This window comes from Halomonas sp. Y3, from assembly GCF_024137965.1.
Classification (GTDB): domain Bacteria; phylum Pseudomonadota; class Gammaproteobacteria; order Pseudomonadales; family Halomonadaceae; genus Halomonas; species Halomonas mongoliensis.
Map to the genome: position 1 here is coordinate 34,833 of NZ_CP099975.1, position 16,392 is coordinate 51,224.

General features: G+C 70.2%; 17 protein-coding genes. 12 read left to right on the forward strand and 5 right to left on the reverse strand.

Annotated elements, in window-relative coordinates; all coding sequences use genetic code 11:
• The first annotated feature begins 129 nt into the window (after nt 1-129).
• The 8 genes from NHL60_RS00150 to ruvX are packed head-to-tail and all read left to right on the forward strand — an operon-like array spanning nt 130 to nt 5,587.
• Complete coding sequence (locus NHL60_RS00150; protein ID WP_253447357.1) at nt 130-552, forward strand: rhodanese-like domain-containing protein; 423 nt, start codon at nt 130-132, stop codon at nt 550-552.
• Nucleotides 553-598: 46 nt separating this feature from the next.
• Nucleotides 599-1,108 (forward strand): protein-export chaperone SecB, encoded by a 510-nt coding sequence (gene secB, locus NHL60_RS00155; RefSeq protein WP_253447360.1) that lies wholly within the window; start codon nt 599-601, stop codon nt 1,106-1,108.
• 15 nt (nt 1,109-1,123) lie between these two features.
• Complete coding sequence (locus NHL60_RS00160; RefSeq protein ID WP_253447363.1) at nt 1,124-1,867, forward strand: 16S rRNA (uracil(1498)-N(3))-methyltransferase; 744 nt, start codon at nt 1,124-1,126, stop codon at nt 1,865-1,867.
• 43 nt (nt 1,868-1,910) lie between these two features.
• A complete protein-coding gene (locus tag NHL60_RS00165) occupies nt 1,911-2,615 on the forward strand; it encodes a S1 RNA-binding domain-containing protein (protein ID WP_253447366.1) in 705 nt (234 codons plus the stop codon).
• A 45-nt stretch (nt 2,616-2,660) separates the two neighbouring features.
• Nucleotides 2,661-3,629, forward strand: coding sequence for a glutathione synthase (gene gshB, locus NHL60_RS00170; protein ID WP_253447369.1), 969 nt, complete (start codon nt 2,661-2,663; stop codon nt 3,627-3,629).
• A gap of 13 nt (nt 3,630-3,642) precedes the next feature.
• Nucleotides 3,643-4,563: a TonB family protein gene (locus NHL60_RS00175; RefSeq protein ID WP_253447372.1), complete on the forward strand. Its 921-nt coding sequence runs from the start codon at nt 3,643-3,645 to the stop codon at nt 4,561-4,563.
• A gap of 17 nt (nt 4,564-4,580) precedes the next feature.
• On the forward strand, nt 4,581-5,144 hold the full coding sequence (locus tag NHL60_RS00180; RefSeq protein WP_253447375.1) for a YqgE/AlgH family protein: 564 nt from the start codon (nt 4,581-4,583) through the stop codon (nt 5,142-5,144).
• Nucleotides 5,144-5,587: a Holliday junction resolvase RuvX gene (ruvX, locus tag NHL60_RS00185; RefSeq protein WP_253447378.1), complete on the forward strand. Its 444-nt coding sequence runs from the start codon at nt 5,144-5,146 to the stop codon at nt 5,585-5,587. Before NHL60_RS00180 ends, ruvX begins: the two co-directional genes overlap by 1 nt.
• Nucleotides 5,588-5,592: 5 nt before the next feature.
• On the opposite strand, the gene NHL60_RS00190 is transcribed toward ruvX, so the two are convergent.
• Both NHL60_RS00190 and pyrB read right to left on the reverse strand, forming a co-directional pair.
• A complete protein-coding gene (locus tag NHL60_RS00190) occupies nt 5,593-6,216 on the reverse strand; it encodes a hypothetical protein (protein ID WP_253447381.1) in 624 nt (207 codons plus the stop codon).
• Nucleotides 6,217-6,307: 91 nt separating this feature from the next.
• The gene (gene pyrB / locus NHL60_RS00195) at nt 6,308-7,336 is read right to left on the reverse strand and encodes an aspartate carbamoyltransferase (protein WP_253447384.1); all 1,029 of its coding nucleotides are present in this window, start codon (nt 7,334-7,336) and stop codon (nt 6,308-6,310) included.
• A gap of 188 nt (nt 7,337-7,524) precedes the next feature.
• On the opposite strand from pyrB, the gene NHL60_RS00200 reads away from it, so the two are divergent.
• Entirely contained in the window at nt 7,525-7,953 is a 429-nt protein-coding gene (locus NHL60_RS00200) for a hypothetical protein (protein ID WP_253447387.1), read from the forward strand.
• Between the two features lie 76 nt (nt 7,954-8,029).
• On the opposite strand, the gene NHL60_RS00205 is transcribed toward NHL60_RS00200, so the two are convergent.
• The gene (locus NHL60_RS00205; RefSeq protein WP_253447390.1) at nt 8,030-8,824 is read right to left on the reverse strand and encodes a LuxR C-terminal-related transcriptional regulator; all 795 of its coding nucleotides are present in this window, start codon (nt 8,822-8,824) and stop codon (nt 8,030-8,032) included.
• A 129-nt stretch (nt 8,825-8,953) separates the two neighbouring features.
• On the opposite strand from NHL60_RS00205, the gene NHL60_RS00210 reads away from it, so the two are divergent.
• Both NHL60_RS00210 and NHL60_RS00215 read left to right on the forward strand, forming a co-directional pair.
• The gene (locus NHL60_RS00210; RefSeq protein ID WP_253447393.1) at nt 8,954-10,633 is read left to right on the forward strand and encodes an FAD-dependent monooxygenase; all 1,680 of its coding nucleotides are present in this window, start codon (nt 8,954-8,956) and stop codon (nt 10,631-10,633) included.
• Nucleotides 10,634-10,635: 2 nt separating this feature from the next.
• On the forward strand, nt 10,636-10,848 hold the full coding sequence (locus NHL60_RS00215) for a hypothetical protein (RefSeq protein WP_253447396.1): 213 nt from the start codon (nt 10,636-10,638) through the stop codon (nt 10,846-10,848).
• Between the two features lie 2 nt (nt 10,849-10,850).
• On the opposite strand, the gene NHL60_RS00220 is transcribed toward NHL60_RS00215, so the two are convergent.
• On the reverse strand, nt 10,851-11,321 hold the full coding sequence (locus tag NHL60_RS00220; protein ID WP_253447399.1) for an Lrp/AsnC family transcriptional regulator: 471 nt from the start codon (nt 11,319-11,321) through the stop codon (nt 10,851-10,853).
• Between the two features lie 174 nt (nt 11,322-11,495).
• On the opposite strand from NHL60_RS00220, the gene NHL60_RS00225 reads away from it, so the two are divergent.
• Complete coding sequence (locus NHL60_RS00225; RefSeq protein ID WP_253447402.1) at nt 11,496-15,005, forward strand: indolepyruvate ferredoxin oxidoreductase family protein; 3,510 nt, start codon at nt 11,496-11,498, stop codon at nt 15,003-15,005.
• 104 nt (nt 15,006-15,109) lie between these two features.
• Here the strand turns inward: NHL60_RS00225 and NHL60_RS00230 are convergent, their stop codons facing one another.
• Complete coding sequence (locus NHL60_RS00230) at nt 15,110-16,327, reverse strand: multidrug effflux MFS transporter (protein WP_253447405.1); 1,218 nt, start codon at nt 16,325-16,327, stop codon at nt 15,110-15,112.
• Nucleotides 16,328-16,392: the final 65 nt, after the last annotated feature.

Consider the following 16,392-nt stretch of genomic DNA (forward strand, 5'->3'; position numbering starts at 1 on the left):
CATATCGCATGGCCCCATCGGGCGTCATCGCCGGCCGCCAGGCGTCGTGTATACTGGGCGCCGTTCGGCAAAGGCCCGAGTGGCCCCGGCCTTCCCCTTCGTGCACCGAGACAAGAGTTATCCGGACCCATGATCGATCAGCTGTTTGAATTCATGCAGAACCACCCGCTGCTGGTGGGCGCCTTCCTGATGGTGCTGACCGCCTGGATCCTCTACGAGGTTCGTAACAGCAGCGCCAGCGGCGTGACCGCGAGCGAGGCGACCCAGCTGATCAACCGCGAGGATGCGGTGGTGGTGGATACCCGTGACGCCGGGGACTTCAAGGCCGGCCATATCGCCGGTGCCCGCAACATTCCCCAGAGCCGCATCGACGAGCGCCTGTCCGAACTCGACAAGGTCAAGGAGAAGCCGATCATCATCGTCTGCAAGTCCGGCCAGTCGGCGGGCATGACCGTGGCCAAGCTGGCCAAGGCGGGCTACCCTCGCGTGCTCAAGCTCAAGGGCGGCATGCTGCAGTGGCAGGCCGACGGCCTGCCGGTCGTGCGCAAGTAGCCCCAATCGATACATCGTTCGTTCACCGATTCAAAGGATCATTCCCATGGCGGAAGAGAACAACCAGAACGCCGGCGGCCAGGCGGCCGGCCAGCAGGACAAGCCCCAGCTGCAGTTCGCCGTGCAGCGCATCTATGTGAAGGACATCTCCTTCGAGGCCCCCAACTCGCCGGCGGTCTTCCAGCAGCCCTTCAAGCCCAAGGTGGGCCTGGACCTCAACACCTCCAGCCAGCAGGTGGGCGAGGGCCTCTACGAGGTCGTCATCAAGGTCACCGCCCAGGTGACCCACAGCGAGGAGGGCACCACCTCCTTCCTGGCCGAGATCGAGCAGGCCGGCCTCTTCCGCATCGCCGGCATCGAGGGGGCCCAGCTGGATCACACCCTGGGCGCCTTCTGCCCCAACGTGCTCTTCCCCTATGCCCGGGAGTGCATCGACAACCTGGTCAACCGCGGCGGTTTCCCGCCCCTGATGCTGGCGCCGGTCAACTTCGAGGCGATCTACGCCCAGAAGAAGAAGCGCGAAGCCGAGCAGGCCCAGGCTCAGGCCACTCAGTAAGGACGACGGCGACCCGTGACGACTTACCGGAAAGCGCCGCGCATCCACGTCGCCGCCGACCTCATCGTCGGCGGCGACGTCGTTCTGCCCGAGGGCCCCGCCCGCCATGTGGCCAGGGTGCTGCGCCTGGGCGAGGGCGCCTTGCTGCGCCTCTTCGACGGCGCCGGCCACGAGGCCGAGGCGGTGCTGGTGGAGGCCTCGCGCAAGCGGGTGGTGGCGCGCATCGAGGCCGTCGAAGCGGGCGGCGGCGAGTCGCCCCTGGTCGTGCACCTGGGCCAGGCGATCTCCAAGGGGGATCGCATGGACTACGCCATCCAGAAGGCGGTGGAGCTGGGGGTGGCGGCCATCACGCCGCTCTACACCGAGCACGGCGACGTGCGCCTCAAGGGCGAGCGCGAGGCGAAGAAGCTGGCCCACTGGCAGGCGGTGGCGGCCAGCGCCTGCGAGCAGTGCGGCCGCGCCGTGGTGCCGCCGGTGCACCCGCCGCTGGCGCTCGCCGACTGGCTCGCCGAGCGCGACGAAGCCCTGCGCCTGGTGCTGCACCCGGCCACCGGCGCCGAGGATGCCCTGCAGCGGGATGCCGCGCCGGCAAGCGTTGCCCTGCTGATCGGCCCCGAGGGCGGGCTCGCCGAGGGCGAGGTCGCGGCCGCCCGGGCCGCCGGCTTCGCTCCGCTCACCCTGGGGCCGCGCATCCTGCGTACCGAGACCGCCCCGGTGGTGGCACTGAGCCTGCTGCAGTACTGCTTCGGCGATCTGTAAGCGCTCACTTTCGTTCCTCATCCCACTCTACAGGGAGCCCCCCATGTCCGATTCCCGTGAACCGCGTACTTCGCGCCCCGCCGCCGGCCGGCGCTACCGCGCCCCGAAGTGCGCGGTGGGCGAGGTGGCCTACCTGGAGGTGGTCACCGTCAACGAGACCGGTGCCTTCCTCGACTGGGGGCACCCCAAGGACCTGCTGCTGCCCTACGGGGAGCAGCGCTTCCGGCCCAGCGTGGGCAAGCGGGTGCTGGTGAGGATCTACGAGGACCAGCAGGGGCGGCCGGTGGCCTCCCAGAAGCTCGACCGCTTCGTCGCCGACGAGGCCCGGGGCCTCTCCGCCGGGGACGAGGTGACCCTGGTGATCGCCGAACAGACCGATCTCGGCTTCAAGGCAGTGGTGGAGCACCGCTGCTGGGGGCTGCTCTACCGCGATGACGTGACCCGCCCGCTGCGTCGGGGCCAGCGCCTCACCGGCTACGTGAAGCGCCTGCGCGACGACGGCCGCCTGGACCTCTCGCTGCTGCCGCCGGGGGAGGCGCGCCTGGACGTGGTGGGCGAGGCGGTGCTCAAGGCGCTGCGCGAGAGCGGCGGCTACCTGCCGCTGGGCGACAAGAGCGACGCCGCCGAGATCAAGGCGCGGCTGGGGGTGAGCAAGAGCGCCTTCAAGCAGGCCATCGGCCGGCTCTACAAGCGCCGGCTGATCACCCTGTCGCCCACCGGTATCCGGCTGGCGCCCGGCGGCGACTAGCCGGCATACTGGCCCCATCCACACTCTCGATCGGAACTCGACCCCATGAGCGAACGCGCCCTGAAGATCGGCGTGGTGATGGACCCCATCGCCGATATCGCCTACAAGAAAGACACCACCCTGGCCATGCTGTGGGCCGCCCAGGACCGCGGCGCCTCGCTGCACTACCTGGAGCAGGGGGACCTCTTCCTGCGCGACGGTCGGTCCTTCGGTCGACTGCGCGACCTGACCGTGCATCGCGACTCGGCCCACTGGTACGATCTGGGCGAGCCCGAGCCGCGCCCCCTGGCCGAGCTCGACGTGATCCTGATGCGCAAGGATCCGCCGGTGGATGCCCACTTCCTCAACGCCGTCTACCTGCTGGGCTTCGCCGAGCGCGAAGGCGTGCTGGTGGTCAACCCCACCCGGGCGCTGCTGGAGTGCAACGAGAAGCTCTTTGCCCAGCAGTTTCCCCAGTGCTGCACCCCGACCCTGGTGGCCTGCAGCGAAGCCGAGCTGCGCGCCTTCCACGCCGAGCACCAGGACGTGATCTTCAAGCCCCTGGACGGCATGGGCGGCAGTGGGATCTTCCACGTGCGCCCCGATGGCCGTAACCTCGGCGCCATCATCGAGACCCTCACCGAGCGCGGCCAGCGCCAGATCATGGCCCAGCGCTACATCCCCGAGATCGTCGACGGCGATACCCGTATCCTGCTGGTGGACGGCGAGCCGGTGCCCTATGGCCTGGCCCGGGTGCCCATGGCCGGTGAGACCCGCGGCAACCTGGCCGCCGGCGGGACCGGCGTCAGCCGCGATCTCACCGAGCGGGACCACTGGCTGATCCGTCAGGTGCAGCCGATGATCCGCGACAAGGGGCTGATGTTCGTGGGCCTCGATGTGATCGGCGACTACATCACCGAGATCAACGTGACGAGCCCCACCTGCGTGCGCGAGATCGATGACCAGCGCGGCACCGACATCGCCGGCATGCTGCTCGACGCCATCGAGCGCCGCCTCGAGGCCCGCTGCGGCTGAGCGGGAGTCCCCCATGTCCTGGTCGGTCAGCGATCCCATCCAGTATGCCCCGGTCACCCGGCCCTACCGGCGCTGGCTGGCCGTCTCGCTGGCGCTGCTGCTGCACCTGGCGCTGATCGGCGTGGTGGCGAGCTGGCAGTTCGCCGCGCCGCCCGTCGAGCGCTCTAGCCTCGACGTGGTGCTGGTGAGCCGCCCCGGTGAGCCGCCGGTGGAGGCCGAGGCGATCGCCGAGCAGGACCAGCAGGCCAGCGGCGAGCAGCAGGAGGAGGCCCAGGCGGAGTCCCTGGCCGCGCCCCTGGAGGAGCTGCCGGCGGTGCAGGAGAGCGTGGCCGACGTGGACCCGGCCACCCCGGCCGAGCCGGAGCAGGCGCGCACCGAGCCCGACGCCCGCCCCGACGAGCAGGCACCGCCCGCCGCCGAGAGCACCCGGGAGGTCGAGACGCCTCCCGAGCCCCGGGAGAGCGCCCCCCAGGCGGCGGATGCCGCCGCCCCGCCCAGCGCCACGGCCCCCTCGGCGTCCGGCCGCGACCTGCTGGCCCAGGCCACCCGCAGCATCCGCGAGCAGGGGCTGGCGCCGGAGGCGGCCGGCCAGGCCGGCGAGGCGCCGCAGCTGGCGGCCCAGCGTGCCGCCGAGGCGCGCTATATCGACGACTGGACTCGGCGGGTGGAGGACTATGGCAACCGGGTGCATCCGGCGCCGCGCCACCTCCAGGGGCAGCTGCGCATCCGCGTGGTGATCGGCCGTGACGGCGGGCTTCGTCAGGCGGAGGTGGTACAATCCTCGGGACATGCCGAGCTCGACCAGGCCGCGCTGGATACCGTTCACGGTGCGGCGCCCTATCGCCCCTTCGATGCGGGCATGGGGAGCCTGGACAGCCTCTCCATTACGCGCGTCTGGCGGTTCGGCCAAGGCAATCACTACGGCGTGCGATAGGACCGCCGGGGAGTCTCATGCAACATTTCGGTTTGAAGGACCACTTCCTGCTGGCGATGCCGCACCTGGAAGACCCCAATTTCGCCGGTAGCCTCGGCTATCTGTGCGACCACGACGAGAAGGGCACCATGGGGGTGATCGTCAACCGCCCTCTGGAGCTCACCCTGGAGGCGCTCTTCGAGCAGCTGGAGCTCGGCGGCGAGGAGAGCCCCCACCGCAACGCGCCGGTCTACTTCGGGGGCCCGGTGCACAAGGATCGCGGCTTCATCCTGCACCGGGGCTCCAGCACCCCCTGGGACTCCAGCATCCAGGTCACCGAGGAGCTGGCCCTGACCACCTCCATGGACATGCTCCAGGCCCTGGCGGCCGGCGAGGGCCCCGAGCACTTCCTGGTCTGTCTGGGCTGCGCCGGCTGGGAGTCCGGTCAGCTGGAGCAGGAGCTGCTCGACAACGCCTGGCTCACCGTGGAGGGGCGCAGCGACATCCTCTTCGAGGTGCCGCCGGAGCAGCGCCTCAGCGCCGCTGCCGGCATCCTCGGCGTCGACCTCAACCTGATGACCCGCGAGGCGGGCCACTCCTGATGGCGCGCGAGGGCGAGCGGCTGATCCTGGGGTTCGACTTCGGTACCCGGCGCATCGGCGTGGCGGTGGGTAACGAGCTGCTGGCCAGCGCTCGGGAGCTCGACCCCCTGCCGGCCCGGGACGGCATCCCCGACTGGCAGCAGGTGGCCAGGCTGGTGGAGGAGTGGCGGCCGGACCTCTTCGTGGTGGGCCTGCCGCTCACCGCCGAGGGCGAGGAGCAGCCGATGAGCACCCGCGCCCGCAAGTTCGGCAAGCGGCTCTTCGGCCGCTTCGGGGTGCCCTGCGAGATGGTCGACGAACGCGGCTCCACCGGCGAGGCCAAGGTGATCGCCCGGGAGCTCGGCCACCGCGGCAACTACCGGGAGGCGAGCGTCGACGGCATCAGCGCGGTGCTGATCGTCGAGCGCTGGTTCGCCGCCCGGGAGGGGCTGCCCGGGCGCTGAGCGGCTCAGGCGGCGGGCGTCAGGTCCTCCACCGAGAGCTCCGTGAACTGCTCGAGAAAGGCCACCAGGGTGGCCGGATGGTGGAAGCTGGCGTCGAACTCCTCCTGCCGGCCGTCGCGCCGCCGAACCACCCGGGTACGGTACTCGCTGCCCGCCTTGACCACCCTGACGCTGGCCTCCCGCCCCCCATCGCGCCTGTGCCCCTCCAGGGGCGCCTTGCTGGCGAGCTTGGTCTCCAGCCGGTGACCGTCGGCGATCGCCTTGGCGGTGGCCCAGATCGCCTGGTCGCGATCGCCGTAGCGGTAGAGGATCACCACCAGCAGCGCCGAGAAGACGGCGCTGGTCAGCATCCAGGTGGCGGTGACGCCGTCCGGTGACGTCGCGAGCAGGGCGAAGAGCTGCAGCGCGGCGCCTACCGCCAGCACGCCGGCCAGCGGCCGCCACATCCGCGGCCCCATGAAGCCGCGCTGCAGGACATACCCCCAGAGCCCTACCACCGCCAGGCCGCCGACCACCAGCTGCGCCAGGGCCAGCGGGGTGCCCCCTCCGGCGAGCAGGGCGATCAGGCCGATCAGCAGCAGCAGGGAATAGAAGACCGCCAGCAGGCGGTAGGCGCGTTGCAGATTCATGGGTCACTCCTCCGGCCGACGTGGGGGCGGCGCGCTGGCCGTCCCCTCTGAACCTCATCAGCATAGGCGAAGTGGCGCGCCTCGCTACGCCTCAGATCTCGCGGTCGTCAACGCCCAGCTTGGCGGGCACGAACCAGCGCACCGGGCGCAGCTCCTTCTCGATCAGGTCGTCCACCTCGAGCAGGGTGGCGAAGATCGCCATGCGCACCGGGATACCGTTGTCGGTCTGGCGGAAGATCGCCAGGCGGGGGTCACCGTTGAGGTCCACGTCGAGGTCGTTGGCGCCGGGGCGGCTGTCCCGGGGCAGCGGATGCATGACGATGGTGGTGTCGCTGCAGCGCCGGTCGAGGAAGGCGCGATCCACGGTGAAGTCCCGGGAGAGACTGAAGCCCTCGCTCATCTCCTCGGTGAAGCGCTCCTTCTGGATGCGGGTGGTGTAGACCACGTCCACGTCCCGGTAGTCCTGGGCCAGGCTCTCGCGCTGCTCGACGCGGTGGCCCCGGGAGGTGACCAGGTCGATCAGCTGGCTCGGCATCTCCAGGCCCGGCGGGGCCACCAGGGTGATGCGCATGGGCTCATGCAGGGAGAGCAGCTTGATCAGCGAGTGCACGGTGCGCCCGAACTTCAGGTCGCCGGTCATCAGCACGTGGGCACCGGCCAGCTGCTTGCCCAGGCGAGCGAACTCCTTCTCGATGGTGTAGAGGTCGAGCAGCGCCTGGCTGGGGTGCTCGCCGGGGCCGTCGCCGCCGTTGATCACCGGCACCTTGATGGCGGCGGCGAACTCCGCCACCGAGCCCTGGTCGGGGTGGCGCATCACGATGGCGTCGCAGTAGCCGCTCATCACCCGGCTGGTGTCGTAGAGCGACTCGCCCTTGGCCATGGAGGAGAAGGTGAAGCCGGTGGTGTCGCAGACGCTGCCGCCCAGGCGGCAGAAGGCGGCGTTGAAGCTGACCCGGGTGCGGGTGCTGGCCTCGAAGAAGAGGTTGCCGAGCACGGCCCCCTCCAGCACGCGGGTGACCTGGCGCCGCTGGGCAATGGGCTCCATGCGGGCGGCGACCCGCATCAGGTGATCGACGTGGTCACGGGTCAGGGAATCGACGGAGAGCAGGTGGGAACTCATCGGGCGGCCTCGGCTGGCGGGGATGGACGGGCGCTAGTGTACTCCGCCGCGCCCTTGGCTTCACGGAAGCGTGACTGATCTGAGCTCAGTAGTTTCGCTTGAAACTATTTTGATCTCGGTCAAGGCGGCAAGGCGCATGCGGGTCGATACTGAGCCCAGACATATGATCACCTGACGGGAGCATCACCATGGCCACTGCACAGCTCAAGCGTACAACCTGGTGGGAGCGACTGACCGAGCGCTGCTACGCCGCCTCCACCCCTCAGCTGGTGCGTGACGTCCAGCACGAGGCGGGCACGACCTACCAGAAGCTGCTGACCGACCTCAACTCTCCCCTGGAGCGGGGCTTCGAGCGCGAGATGGCTCGGCAGCTGGCGGAGGGGCTGCCGGCCACCTTCGTGCCGGCGAAGACCCTGATGCCGGTGATGATGCAGCGCTTCGGCCTGCAGGATGCCGAGTTGGCCGCCGAGCCTGGCTACGGCGCCCTGCGTGATACCTGCAACGCCTGCCCCGTGGTGGGCCACTGCTGGCAGGCCATGCGTGCCGGCGCCGAGGTCGAGGAGTGCCGCGGCTTCTGCCCCAACGCCGAGGCCTTCGAGCGCCGCGCCGCCGAGTGAGGGGATACCGCCCTGCTGCCGAGAGCCCTGGCCACGAGCCGGGGCTTCTTGCTTTCGGCGCCTCGCCGATGCGGTCCTACCCCCGCCGACACAGCCCCACCAGCGCCGCCTTGGAGCGCACCCCCAGCTTGGCGTAGGCGCGCTTGCGGTAGGTCTCGGCGGTGGAGAGGGCGACATCGAGTGCGGCGGCGGCGGTCTTGAGGGTGTGGCCGCGCAGAAGAAAGAGGCAGAGCTGGCGCTCGCGGGCGGAGAGCGGCGCCAGCGCCGCGGCCTCCTCGGGGCTTGCGGGCAGGGCGGCGGGGCGCGCCTGGCGGTAGTGGCGGCGGATCAGGCTGGCCAGCAGGGGCATCAGGGCGCCGAGGGTCGCCAGCTCGTCGGGGCGGAAGCGCCCCCGGCCGAGGTCCCGGTAGAGGTTGAGGTAGTAGACGACGGGGCCTCCGGGAATCAGCAGCGAGACCTTGTCGGCGAGATCGGGAAAGGCGAAGAGGTGGCGGCGGTAGGCCAGCGACATGGTCTCGGCCTGCATCGGCGCAAGCTCTCCCGGGGCTTCGTCGCTGCCCTCCGCCAGCAGTTGGCGCAGCCGGGGATAGTGGGGATCCTGGCGGAAGAGCCCGCCGGCATAGAGGGCGGCGAGGCGCCCGGCCACCTTCGGGAAGCGCGAGTTGTCCACCAGCCGCGTCTCCATCCTGTCGCCTTCGCCATAGGCGAACAGGATGCACTGATCGATGCCGGTTCCCCGGTGCAGCAGAGCGATCAGGTCCTCCTTGAAGCGCGGCGTGCCCAGGTGGGCCACGCACTCGGCCGTGGCCGCCAGCAGGGCGGGCCAGTCGGGGGAGGAGCCTGTCGAGGTCAACGTTGCCAGGAGTGCCACCTTCGTCGCAGGGCGTGGGGTTTCTGTCCCCTCTTTGCCGGGACAATCGGCGGTTCGGCCCGGGGGTAGTCTGCCGTCAGACAGCTATTTCGTCAGACAACAGCGCCCAACCCTGACAGGAGAGAGGCCATGCGACCCGCCGGACGCTCAGAGACCGATTCGCTCTACTTCGATTATCCGCATTTCCCCTTCGTGCGTCCTCCCGAGCTCGCGGGCCAGGCGGTGCGCCACCGGGTGGCCATCGTCGGTGCCGGCCCGGTGGGGGTGACTGCCGCCCTGGAACTGGCCCGCCACGGCATCGCCTCGGTGGTGCTGGACGACAAGGCCACCGTCAACGACGGCTCCCGGGCCATCTGCATCTCCCGCCACAGCCTGGAGCTCCTCCAGCAGCTCGGCGTCGATGCGCCCTTCACGGCGAAGGGGCTGGGCTGGAACCAGGGGCGCACCTACTTCCGCGACCGCGAGATCTATCGCTTTCGCATGCCGCACTCCGACCAGGAGCGCTACGCCCCGATGTTTAACCTGCAGCAGCAGTACATCGAGCAGTTCCTGATCGACAAGGCCCAGGCGAGCGATCTGATCGAGATGCGCTGGCAGAGCGCGGTCACCGGGGTCGAGCAGGAGGCCGACGGCGTGACCCTCCGGGTAACCACCCCCGAGGGGGAGTACGCGCTGGCCTGCGACTACCTGCTGGCCGCCGACGGCGGGCGCAGCCGCCTGCGCGAGTCGCTGGGGCTCTCCCTGCACGGCCAGGCCTACGAGGGCCGCTACGTGATCGCCGACGTGCGCCTCAAGTCCGACTTCCCCACCGAGCGCCGCGCCTTCTTCCACTCGAAGGCGCTGCCCGACGCCACCATTCTGGTCCACCGGCAGCCCGATGATATCTGGCGCATCGACTACCAGCTCGGTCCCGACGAGGACCTGGAGCAGGCGGTCGAGGAGGCCAGCATCCGCGAGAAGGTGAGCCTGATCATTCGCGAGGTGATGCACGAGAGCGATGAGTGGGAGCTGGAGTGGTGGAGCCTCTACAAGGCCTACACCCTGGCGCTGGATGACTATCGGCACGGGCGCGTGCTGTTCATCGGCGACAGCGCCCACCTGGTGCCGATCTTCGGCGTGCGCGGGCTCAACAACGGCCTGGCCGATGCCGCCAACGCCGGCTGGAAGCTCGCCTGGGTGCTCAAGGGCCAGGCCCCGGAGGCCCTGCTGGACAGCTACAGCCCGGAGCGGCGCGGTGCCACCCTGGACGTCTTCGCCAACGCCGGCAAGAGCACCCGTTTCATGACCCCGCCGAGTCGCGGCTACCGGCGGATGCGCAACGCTGCCCTGGCGCTGGCCTTCCACAACGACTACGCCAGCGGCTTCGCCAACCCCCGCCAGGTCACCCCCTACACCTACGCCGAGAGCCCGCTGACCCTGGCCGACGACCCGGCCTTCGCCGCCGGCCCGATACCGGGGGCGCCGCTGATCAATCGCCGCCTGGGCGACGACGACTTCCTGCTCGACCACCTGGGCACCGGCTTCACCCTGCTGCACTTCAGCGAGGATGGGCGCGTCGCGCCGGCCCTGCGGGAGAGCCTCGACAGCCTGCAGGCCCGGGGTCACGACCTCACCCTGCTGCGGGTGGCGCGTTCGCCGGCGGATGCCCAGACCCTGGTCGACGTGGATGGCAGCCTGTTCGCCGGCTATGGCGCCGAGCCCGGCAGCGCCTACCTGGCACGCCCCGACCGCCACGTGACGGCTCGCTGGAAACGCCTCGACCCCACCGCCCTCGAGGCGGCTCTGACGTCCACCCTGGGAGGAGAATGATCATGACCGCACCGACGCTGCCCTTCGCCGACCTCGAACGGGTCTACGAACGCCTGGCCACCACCCTGGATGCGCTGCCGGAGGCCGACGAGAGCCACTTCCTGGCCCAGCTGGCGCTGGCCCTGGCCCACCGGGTGCCCGACGTCGACCAGGTGATGGCGGCCATCGAGGAGGCCCGCCAGGGGGCGACCCTCGACCAGGACGACCGCGCCTGACGTCAGGGCATGGGGATGGCGGTCTCGTCCTTGATCGCGCGCAGCACGAAGTTGGAGTGGACCTGGGAGATGCCCGGCAGGGTGAAGAGCTTCTCGTTGAGAAAACGATCGTAGGCGGCCATGTCCTCGATCACCACCCGCAGCACGAAGTCGGCGTTGCCGGTGGTGGCGTAGCACTGCAGCACCTCCGGGTACTGGGTGACCCGCTCCTCGAAGTCGGTGGTGCTGTCGATGCTGTGGCGGCGCAGGGTGATCATCACCAGGGCGCAGAGCGGCTGGCCGACCCGGGCCGGGTCCACCAGGGCGGCGAAGCGCTTGATCACGCCGCTGGCCTCCAGCGCCTTGACCCGTCGCCAGCAGGCCGCGGGGGAGAGGCCGATCTGTTCGGCGAGCTCCTGGTTGGTGATGCGGCCGTGGCGCTGGAGCACCTTCAGGATGCGGCGGTCGTGGCCGTCGAGCTGGTCTTCTTGCATGGGGCATTTCACATCTTGTCGTTATAGGAAAGATCATTTCCTTTCCAGAATAAAAAAGAAAGCCTGTCTCATATAGTAGCGCTTAGCCGGTTGATTTCGAAAGCACCTTTATCGCCATCGGGTCTAGACTTCGCAGCATACAACGATAACGAACCCTTGACCGAGGTGGCGACCATGAACGCTCACACCCCCGCCGTCGTCCCGGGCGATGCCCTCGACGGCGCTCTCGACGACTATATCCTGGCCGACCGCTATACCCGCGACACCGGGCGCATCTTCCTCACCGGCACCCAGGCGCTGGTGCGTATCGCCCTGCGCCAGGCCGCCCTGGACCGCCGCGACGGCCGCCACACCGCGGGCCTGATCAGCGGCTACCGCGGCTCGCCCCTGGGCGGCGTCGACCAGGCCCTGTGGCAGGCCAGGGAGCCCCTGGCCGAGGCCAACATCGAGTTCGTGCCGGCCATCAACGAGGACCTGGCGGCCACCATGATGCTCGGCTGTCAGCAGGTGGAGACCGACCCGGACCGGCAGGTCGAGGGGGTCTTCGGCCTCTGGTACGGCAAGGGGCCCGGCGTGGATCGCGCCGGCGATGCCCTGAAGCACGGCAACGCCTACGGCAGCTCCCCGAACGGCGGCGTGCTGGTGGTGGCCGGTGACGACCACGGCTGCGTCTCCTCCTCCATGCCCCACCAGTCCGACGTGGCCTTCATGGCCTGGTTCATGCCGGTCGTGAACCCGGCGTCCCTGGCCGAATACGAGGCCTTTGGCCTGTGGGGCTATGCCCTGTCGCGATTCTCGGGCTGCTGGGTCGGCTTCAAGGCGGTCTCCGAGACGGTGGAGAGTGGCGCCTCCCTCGAGGCCACGCCGCTGCCCGAGTTCGCGCCGCCGGAGTTCACGCCGCCGCTGGATGGCCTCCACTACCGCTGGCCGGACCTGCCCGGGCCCCAGCTGGAGGCCCGCATCGAGCACAAGCTGGCCGCGGTGCAGGCTTTCGCCACCGCCAACCCCATCGATCGGCGCCTCTATGCCAACGAGGAGGCGCGCTTCGGCATCGTCACCACCGGCAAGGGCCACCTGGACCTGATGGAGGCGCTGCGCCTGCTGGGTCTCGGCGAGCGGGAGCTGCGCGAGCTGGGGGTGGAGCTCTACAAGGTGGGCATGGTGTGGCCGCTGCACCGCCGCGGCATCCTCGAGTTCGTGCACCCCAAGCAGGAGGTGCTGGTCATCGAGGAGAAGCGCGGGATCATCGAGAGCCAGATCAAGGAGTACATGTCCGAGCCGGACCGCCCCGGCGAGGTGCTGATCACCGGCAAGCAGGACGAAGCGGGCCGACCGCTGATCCCCTACGTGGGTGAGCTCGGCCCGCGGCTGCTGGCCGGCTACGTGGCCGAACGGCTCGAGCGCTTCTTCGGCATCGACCTCTCCGCGCGCCTCGCCAAGCTGGACCGCTGCCGCGCCGAGGCACGCGAGCTGCGCGGCGTGCGCCGCCTGCCCTACTTCTGCTCCGGCTGCCCCCACAACAGCTCCACCAAGGTGCCGGAGGGCAGCAAGGCGCTGGCCGGCATCGGCTGCCACTTCATGGCCTCCTGGATGGGGCGCAACACCGAGTCGCTGATCCAGATGGGCGGCGAGGGGGTGAACTGGGTGGGCAAGAGCCGCTTCACCGGTAACGGCCACGTGTTCCAGAACCTGGGCGAGGGCACCTGGTTCCACTCCGGCTCCATGGCGGTGCGCCAGGCGGTGGCCGCCGGGGTCAACATCACCTACAAGGTGCTCTTCAACGACGCCGTGGCGATGACCGGCGGCCAGCCGGTGGACGGCCAGATCACCGTGCCGATGATCGCCCAGAGCTCCGCCGCCGAGGGGGTGAAGCGCATCGCGGTGGTCAGCGACGAGCCCGAGAAGTACCGCGGTCACGAGAAGGCGTTTCCCGAGGGGGTGACCTTTCACCACCGCGACGAGATGGACGCCCTGCAGCGGGAGCTGCGCGAGATTCCTGGCTGCAGCGTGCTGATCTATGACCAGGTGTGCGCCGCCGAGAAGCGCCGCCGCCGCAAGCGCGGCCTGATGGAGGACCCGGCCAAGCGTGTCTTCATCAACCACCACGTCTGCGAGGGGTGCGGCGACTGCTCGGTGCAGTCCAACTGCCTCTCGGTGGTGCCTCGCGAAACGGAGCTCGGCCGCAAGCGCAAGATCGACCAGTCCTCCTGCAACAAGGATATGTCCTGCGTGGGCGGCTTCTGCCCCAGCTTCGTCACCGTGGAGGGGGGCGAGCTGCGTAAGGGGCAGGGGGTCAGCGTGGATGAGGCCTTCTGGCGCAAGGTGGAAGCGCTGCCGCTGCCCCAGGCGCCCCTGCTCACCCGCCCCTACGACCTGCTGGTGGGAGGCGTCGGCGGCACCGGCGTGGTCACCGTGGGCCAGCTGATCACCATGGCCGCCCACCTGGAGGGGCGCGGCACCAGCGTGCTGGACTTCATGGGCTTCGCCCAGAAGGGCGGCACCGTGCTGAGCTATGTGCGCCTGGCGCCGGCGCCCGCCGACCTTAACCAGGTGCGCATCGAGGCGGGCCAGGCCGATGCCGTGATCGCCTGCGACATGGTGGTGGCGAGCTCGAGGAAGGCCCTGGACGTGCTCAAGGCCGGTACCACCCGGGTGGTAGCCAACCTGGCCGAACTGGCCACCGCCGACCATGTGCTCTATCGCGACGCCGACATGCAGGCGGATGAGCGCCTCGGCCTGCTGCGCGACGCCGTGGGCGCGGCCAACTTCGCGACGCTGGACGCCAACCGCCTGGCGGAGCAGCTGCTGGGGGATACCGTCTTCTCCAACGTCATGATGCTCGGCTTCGCCTGGCAGCAGGGCCTGCTGCCGGTGGGCGAGGCGGCGCTCAAGCGCGCCATCGAGCTCAACGGCGTGGCCATCGAGAAGAACCTGCGCGCCTTCGCCTGGGGCCGCCTGGCGGCGGTGGAGCCGGAGACCCTGCAGCGTCGCCTGGACGAGGCGCCCCTGGCCGCCGACGCCAGCCTCGACGAGGTGGTCGCCCGCCACGCGCGGCTGCTGACGCGCTATCAGGACGGTGCCTATGCCGAGCGCTATCTGCAGAAGGTGGCCCGGGTGCGCGAGGCGGAGGCGCGCCTCGGTGCCGGCGAGGCGCTGACCCAGGCGGTAGCCACCCAGCTCTACCGGCTGATGGCCTGCAAGGACGAGTACGAGGTGGCGCGCCTCTACACCGAGAGCGACTTCCTCGCCGAGCTCGAGGCCACCTTCGGCGGCGACTACCGGCTCAGCTTCCACCTGGCGCCGCCGCTGCTGGGCGGCCGCAAGGACGCCCGCGGCCGGCCGGTAAAGCGCCGCTTCGGCCCCTGGATGCTCAAGGCGATGAAGGGGTTGGCCCGGCTGCGCGGCCTGCGCAACGGCCCCTTCGACCCCTTCCGCTTCAGCGCCGACCGCAGGCTGGATCGCCGCCTGCTGGCGGAGTATGAGGCGCTGCTCGACGAACTGGTGACGCGCCTGGACGCCGGCACCCACGCCACCGCCCTGGCGCTGGCCAAGCTGCCCGAGGAGATCCGCGGCTTCGGCCCGGTGCGCGAGGCGGCGGCGGAAAAGGCCGCCGCGCGCCGCGCGCGGCTGCTCGAGGAGCTGCGTGAGGGGAGGCCGGTGACCATCGCCGCCGAGGCCGCCTGACAGCATCGCACCGGTAATGCAGAAGGCCACGCATCGCGTGGCCTTCTGCATGGTGGCACCTGCACGTGCGCCCAGCCGGGCGAGGCTCTCCTCTGTGCCTGCCCTCAGCCTTCGCCAGCCGGGCAGCGCTCGGCCGACTCGGCGCGGCGGCGCACCAGCAGCAGGTGGCTCGCCAGCGACAGCAGCCCCATCAGGCCGATGGTAAGTGCCAGGGTGCGCGTGCTGCCGTCATGGAACTGGCCCACCAGGCCGCCCACCACCGCGGCGATGCTCATCTGCAGGAAGCCGAACAGCGACGAGGCCGCGCCGGCGCACTGCGCATTGGGGGCCAGGGCGCCGGCCATGGTCTGGGGCATCAGGATGCCCACCCCCAGCATGAACACCATGTGCGGGCCCACCACCGCCCAGGGAGTATGTACGCCGAGGAGGGCCAGGCCGGCCATGGCGGCGCCTCCCGCTGCACAGATCAGGGTGCCCCGGGTGATCAGCCGGTCGCGCCCCAGGCGGTGGCTGTAGCGGCCGCTGACCAGGGTGCCGGCGAAGAAGCCCGCCACGATCAGCGTGAACAGCACGCCGTAGAGAGTCGGCGCCACGCCCAGGTACTCGATCAGCACGAAGGACGAGCCGGAGAGGTAGGCGAAGAGCCCCGAGAAGGCCGCGGCGTTGACCAGCGTATAGCCGATGAAGGTGCGCTGGCCCAGCAGCAGACGGAAGTTGGCCAGTATCGCCCGCGGGGCGATCGACTGGCGGCGCTCCCGGGGCAGCGGTTCGGGCAGCAGCAGCACCAGCACGGCGAGCATCACCGCGGCATAGAGCGCCAGCACCACGAACACCGACTCCCAGCCGAAGAACAGCAGCAGCCCCGCCCCCACCACCGGGGCCAGGGCCGGGGCCAGCGCCATGGTGCTGGCCATGTAGGAGAGGATGCGCCCTGCCTCCAGAGGGCCGTGGATATCGCGCACCGCGGCGCGCCCCAGCACCGGGCCGGCGGCGCCGCCGAAGGCCTGCAGGAAGCGGCCGACCAGCAGCCACTCGATGTTCGGCGCCAGGGCGCAGAGCAGGCTTGCCGCCAGGAACAGGGCGATCCCGGCGATCATCACCGGGCGGCGGCCGAAGCGGTCCGAGACCGGGCCGCAGAGCAGCTGGGCCAGTGCGAAGCCGGCCATGTAGAGGCTCAGCGTCAGCTGCACCCGGTCCGGGCCGGTGCCCAGCGCCTCGGCCATGGCTGGCATGGCGGGCAGGTACATGTCGGTGGCCAGGGGGCCCAGCGCGGTCAGCGCGGCCAGGGTCGCCACCGTGGCGGGAGAGGTCAGCTTGAGCACCCGGTGTTCCTTCTGCTGTGAGGCCTATCGGATCGTGGAAAGGCTCGGGAACGCGAGGCGGGCGC

Excerpts from the sequence above, each read along its gene's own strand:
- NHL60_RS00150 (WP_253447357.1), top strand. The coding sequence starts at position 130 with ATGATCGATCAGCTGTTTGAATTCATGCAGAACCACCCGCTGCTGGTG.
- secB (WP_253447360.1), top strand. The coding sequence starts at position 599 with ATGGCGGAAGAGAACAACCAGAACGCCGGCGGCCAGGCGGCCGGCCAG.
- NHL60_RS00165 (WP_253447366.1), top strand. The coding sequence starts at position 1,911 with ATGTCCGATTCCCGTGAACCGCGTACTTCGCGCCCCGCCGCCGGCCGG.
- gshB (WP_253447369.1), top strand. The coding sequence starts at position 2,661 with ATGAGCGAACGCGCCCTGAAGATCGGCGTGGTGATGGACCCCATCGCC.
- NHL60_RS00175 (WP_253447372.1), top strand. The coding sequence starts at position 3,643 with ATGTCCTGGTCGGTCAGCGATCCCATCCAGTATGCCCCGGTCACCCGG.
- NHL60_RS00180 (WP_253447375.1), top strand. The coding sequence starts at position 4,581 with ATGCAACATTTCGGTTTGAAGGACCACTTCCTGCTGGCGATGCCGCAC.
- ruvX (WP_253447378.1), top strand. The coding sequence starts at position 5,144 with ATGGCGCGCGAGGGCGAGCGGCTGATCCTGGGGTTCGACTTCGGTACC.
- NHL60_RS00190 (WP_253447381.1), bottom strand. The coding sequence starts at position 6,216 with ATGAATCTGCAACGCGCCTACCGCCTGCTGGCGGTCTTCTATTCCCTG.
- pyrB (WP_253447384.1), bottom strand. The coding sequence starts at position 7,336 with ATGAGTTCCCACCTGCTCTCCGTCGATTCCCTGACCCGTGACCACGTC.
- NHL60_RS00200 (WP_253447387.1), top strand. The coding sequence starts at position 7,525 with ATGGCCACTGCACAGCTCAAGCGTACAACCTGGTGGGAGCGACTGACC.
- NHL60_RS00210 (WP_253447393.1), top strand. The coding sequence starts at position 8,954 with ATGCGACCCGCCGGACGCTCAGAGACCGATTCGCTCTACTTCGATTAT.
- NHL60_RS00215 (WP_253447396.1), top strand. The coding sequence starts at position 10,636 with ATGACCGCACCGACGCTGCCCTTCGCCGACCTCGAACGGGTCTACGAA.
- NHL60_RS00220 (WP_253447399.1), bottom strand. The coding sequence starts at position 11,321 with ATGCAAGAAGACCAGCTCGACGGCCACGACCGCCGCATCCTGAAGGTG.
- NHL60_RS00225 (WP_253447402.1), top strand. The coding sequence starts at position 11,496 with ATGAACGCTCACACCCCCGCCGTCGTCCCGGGCGATGCCCTCGACGGC.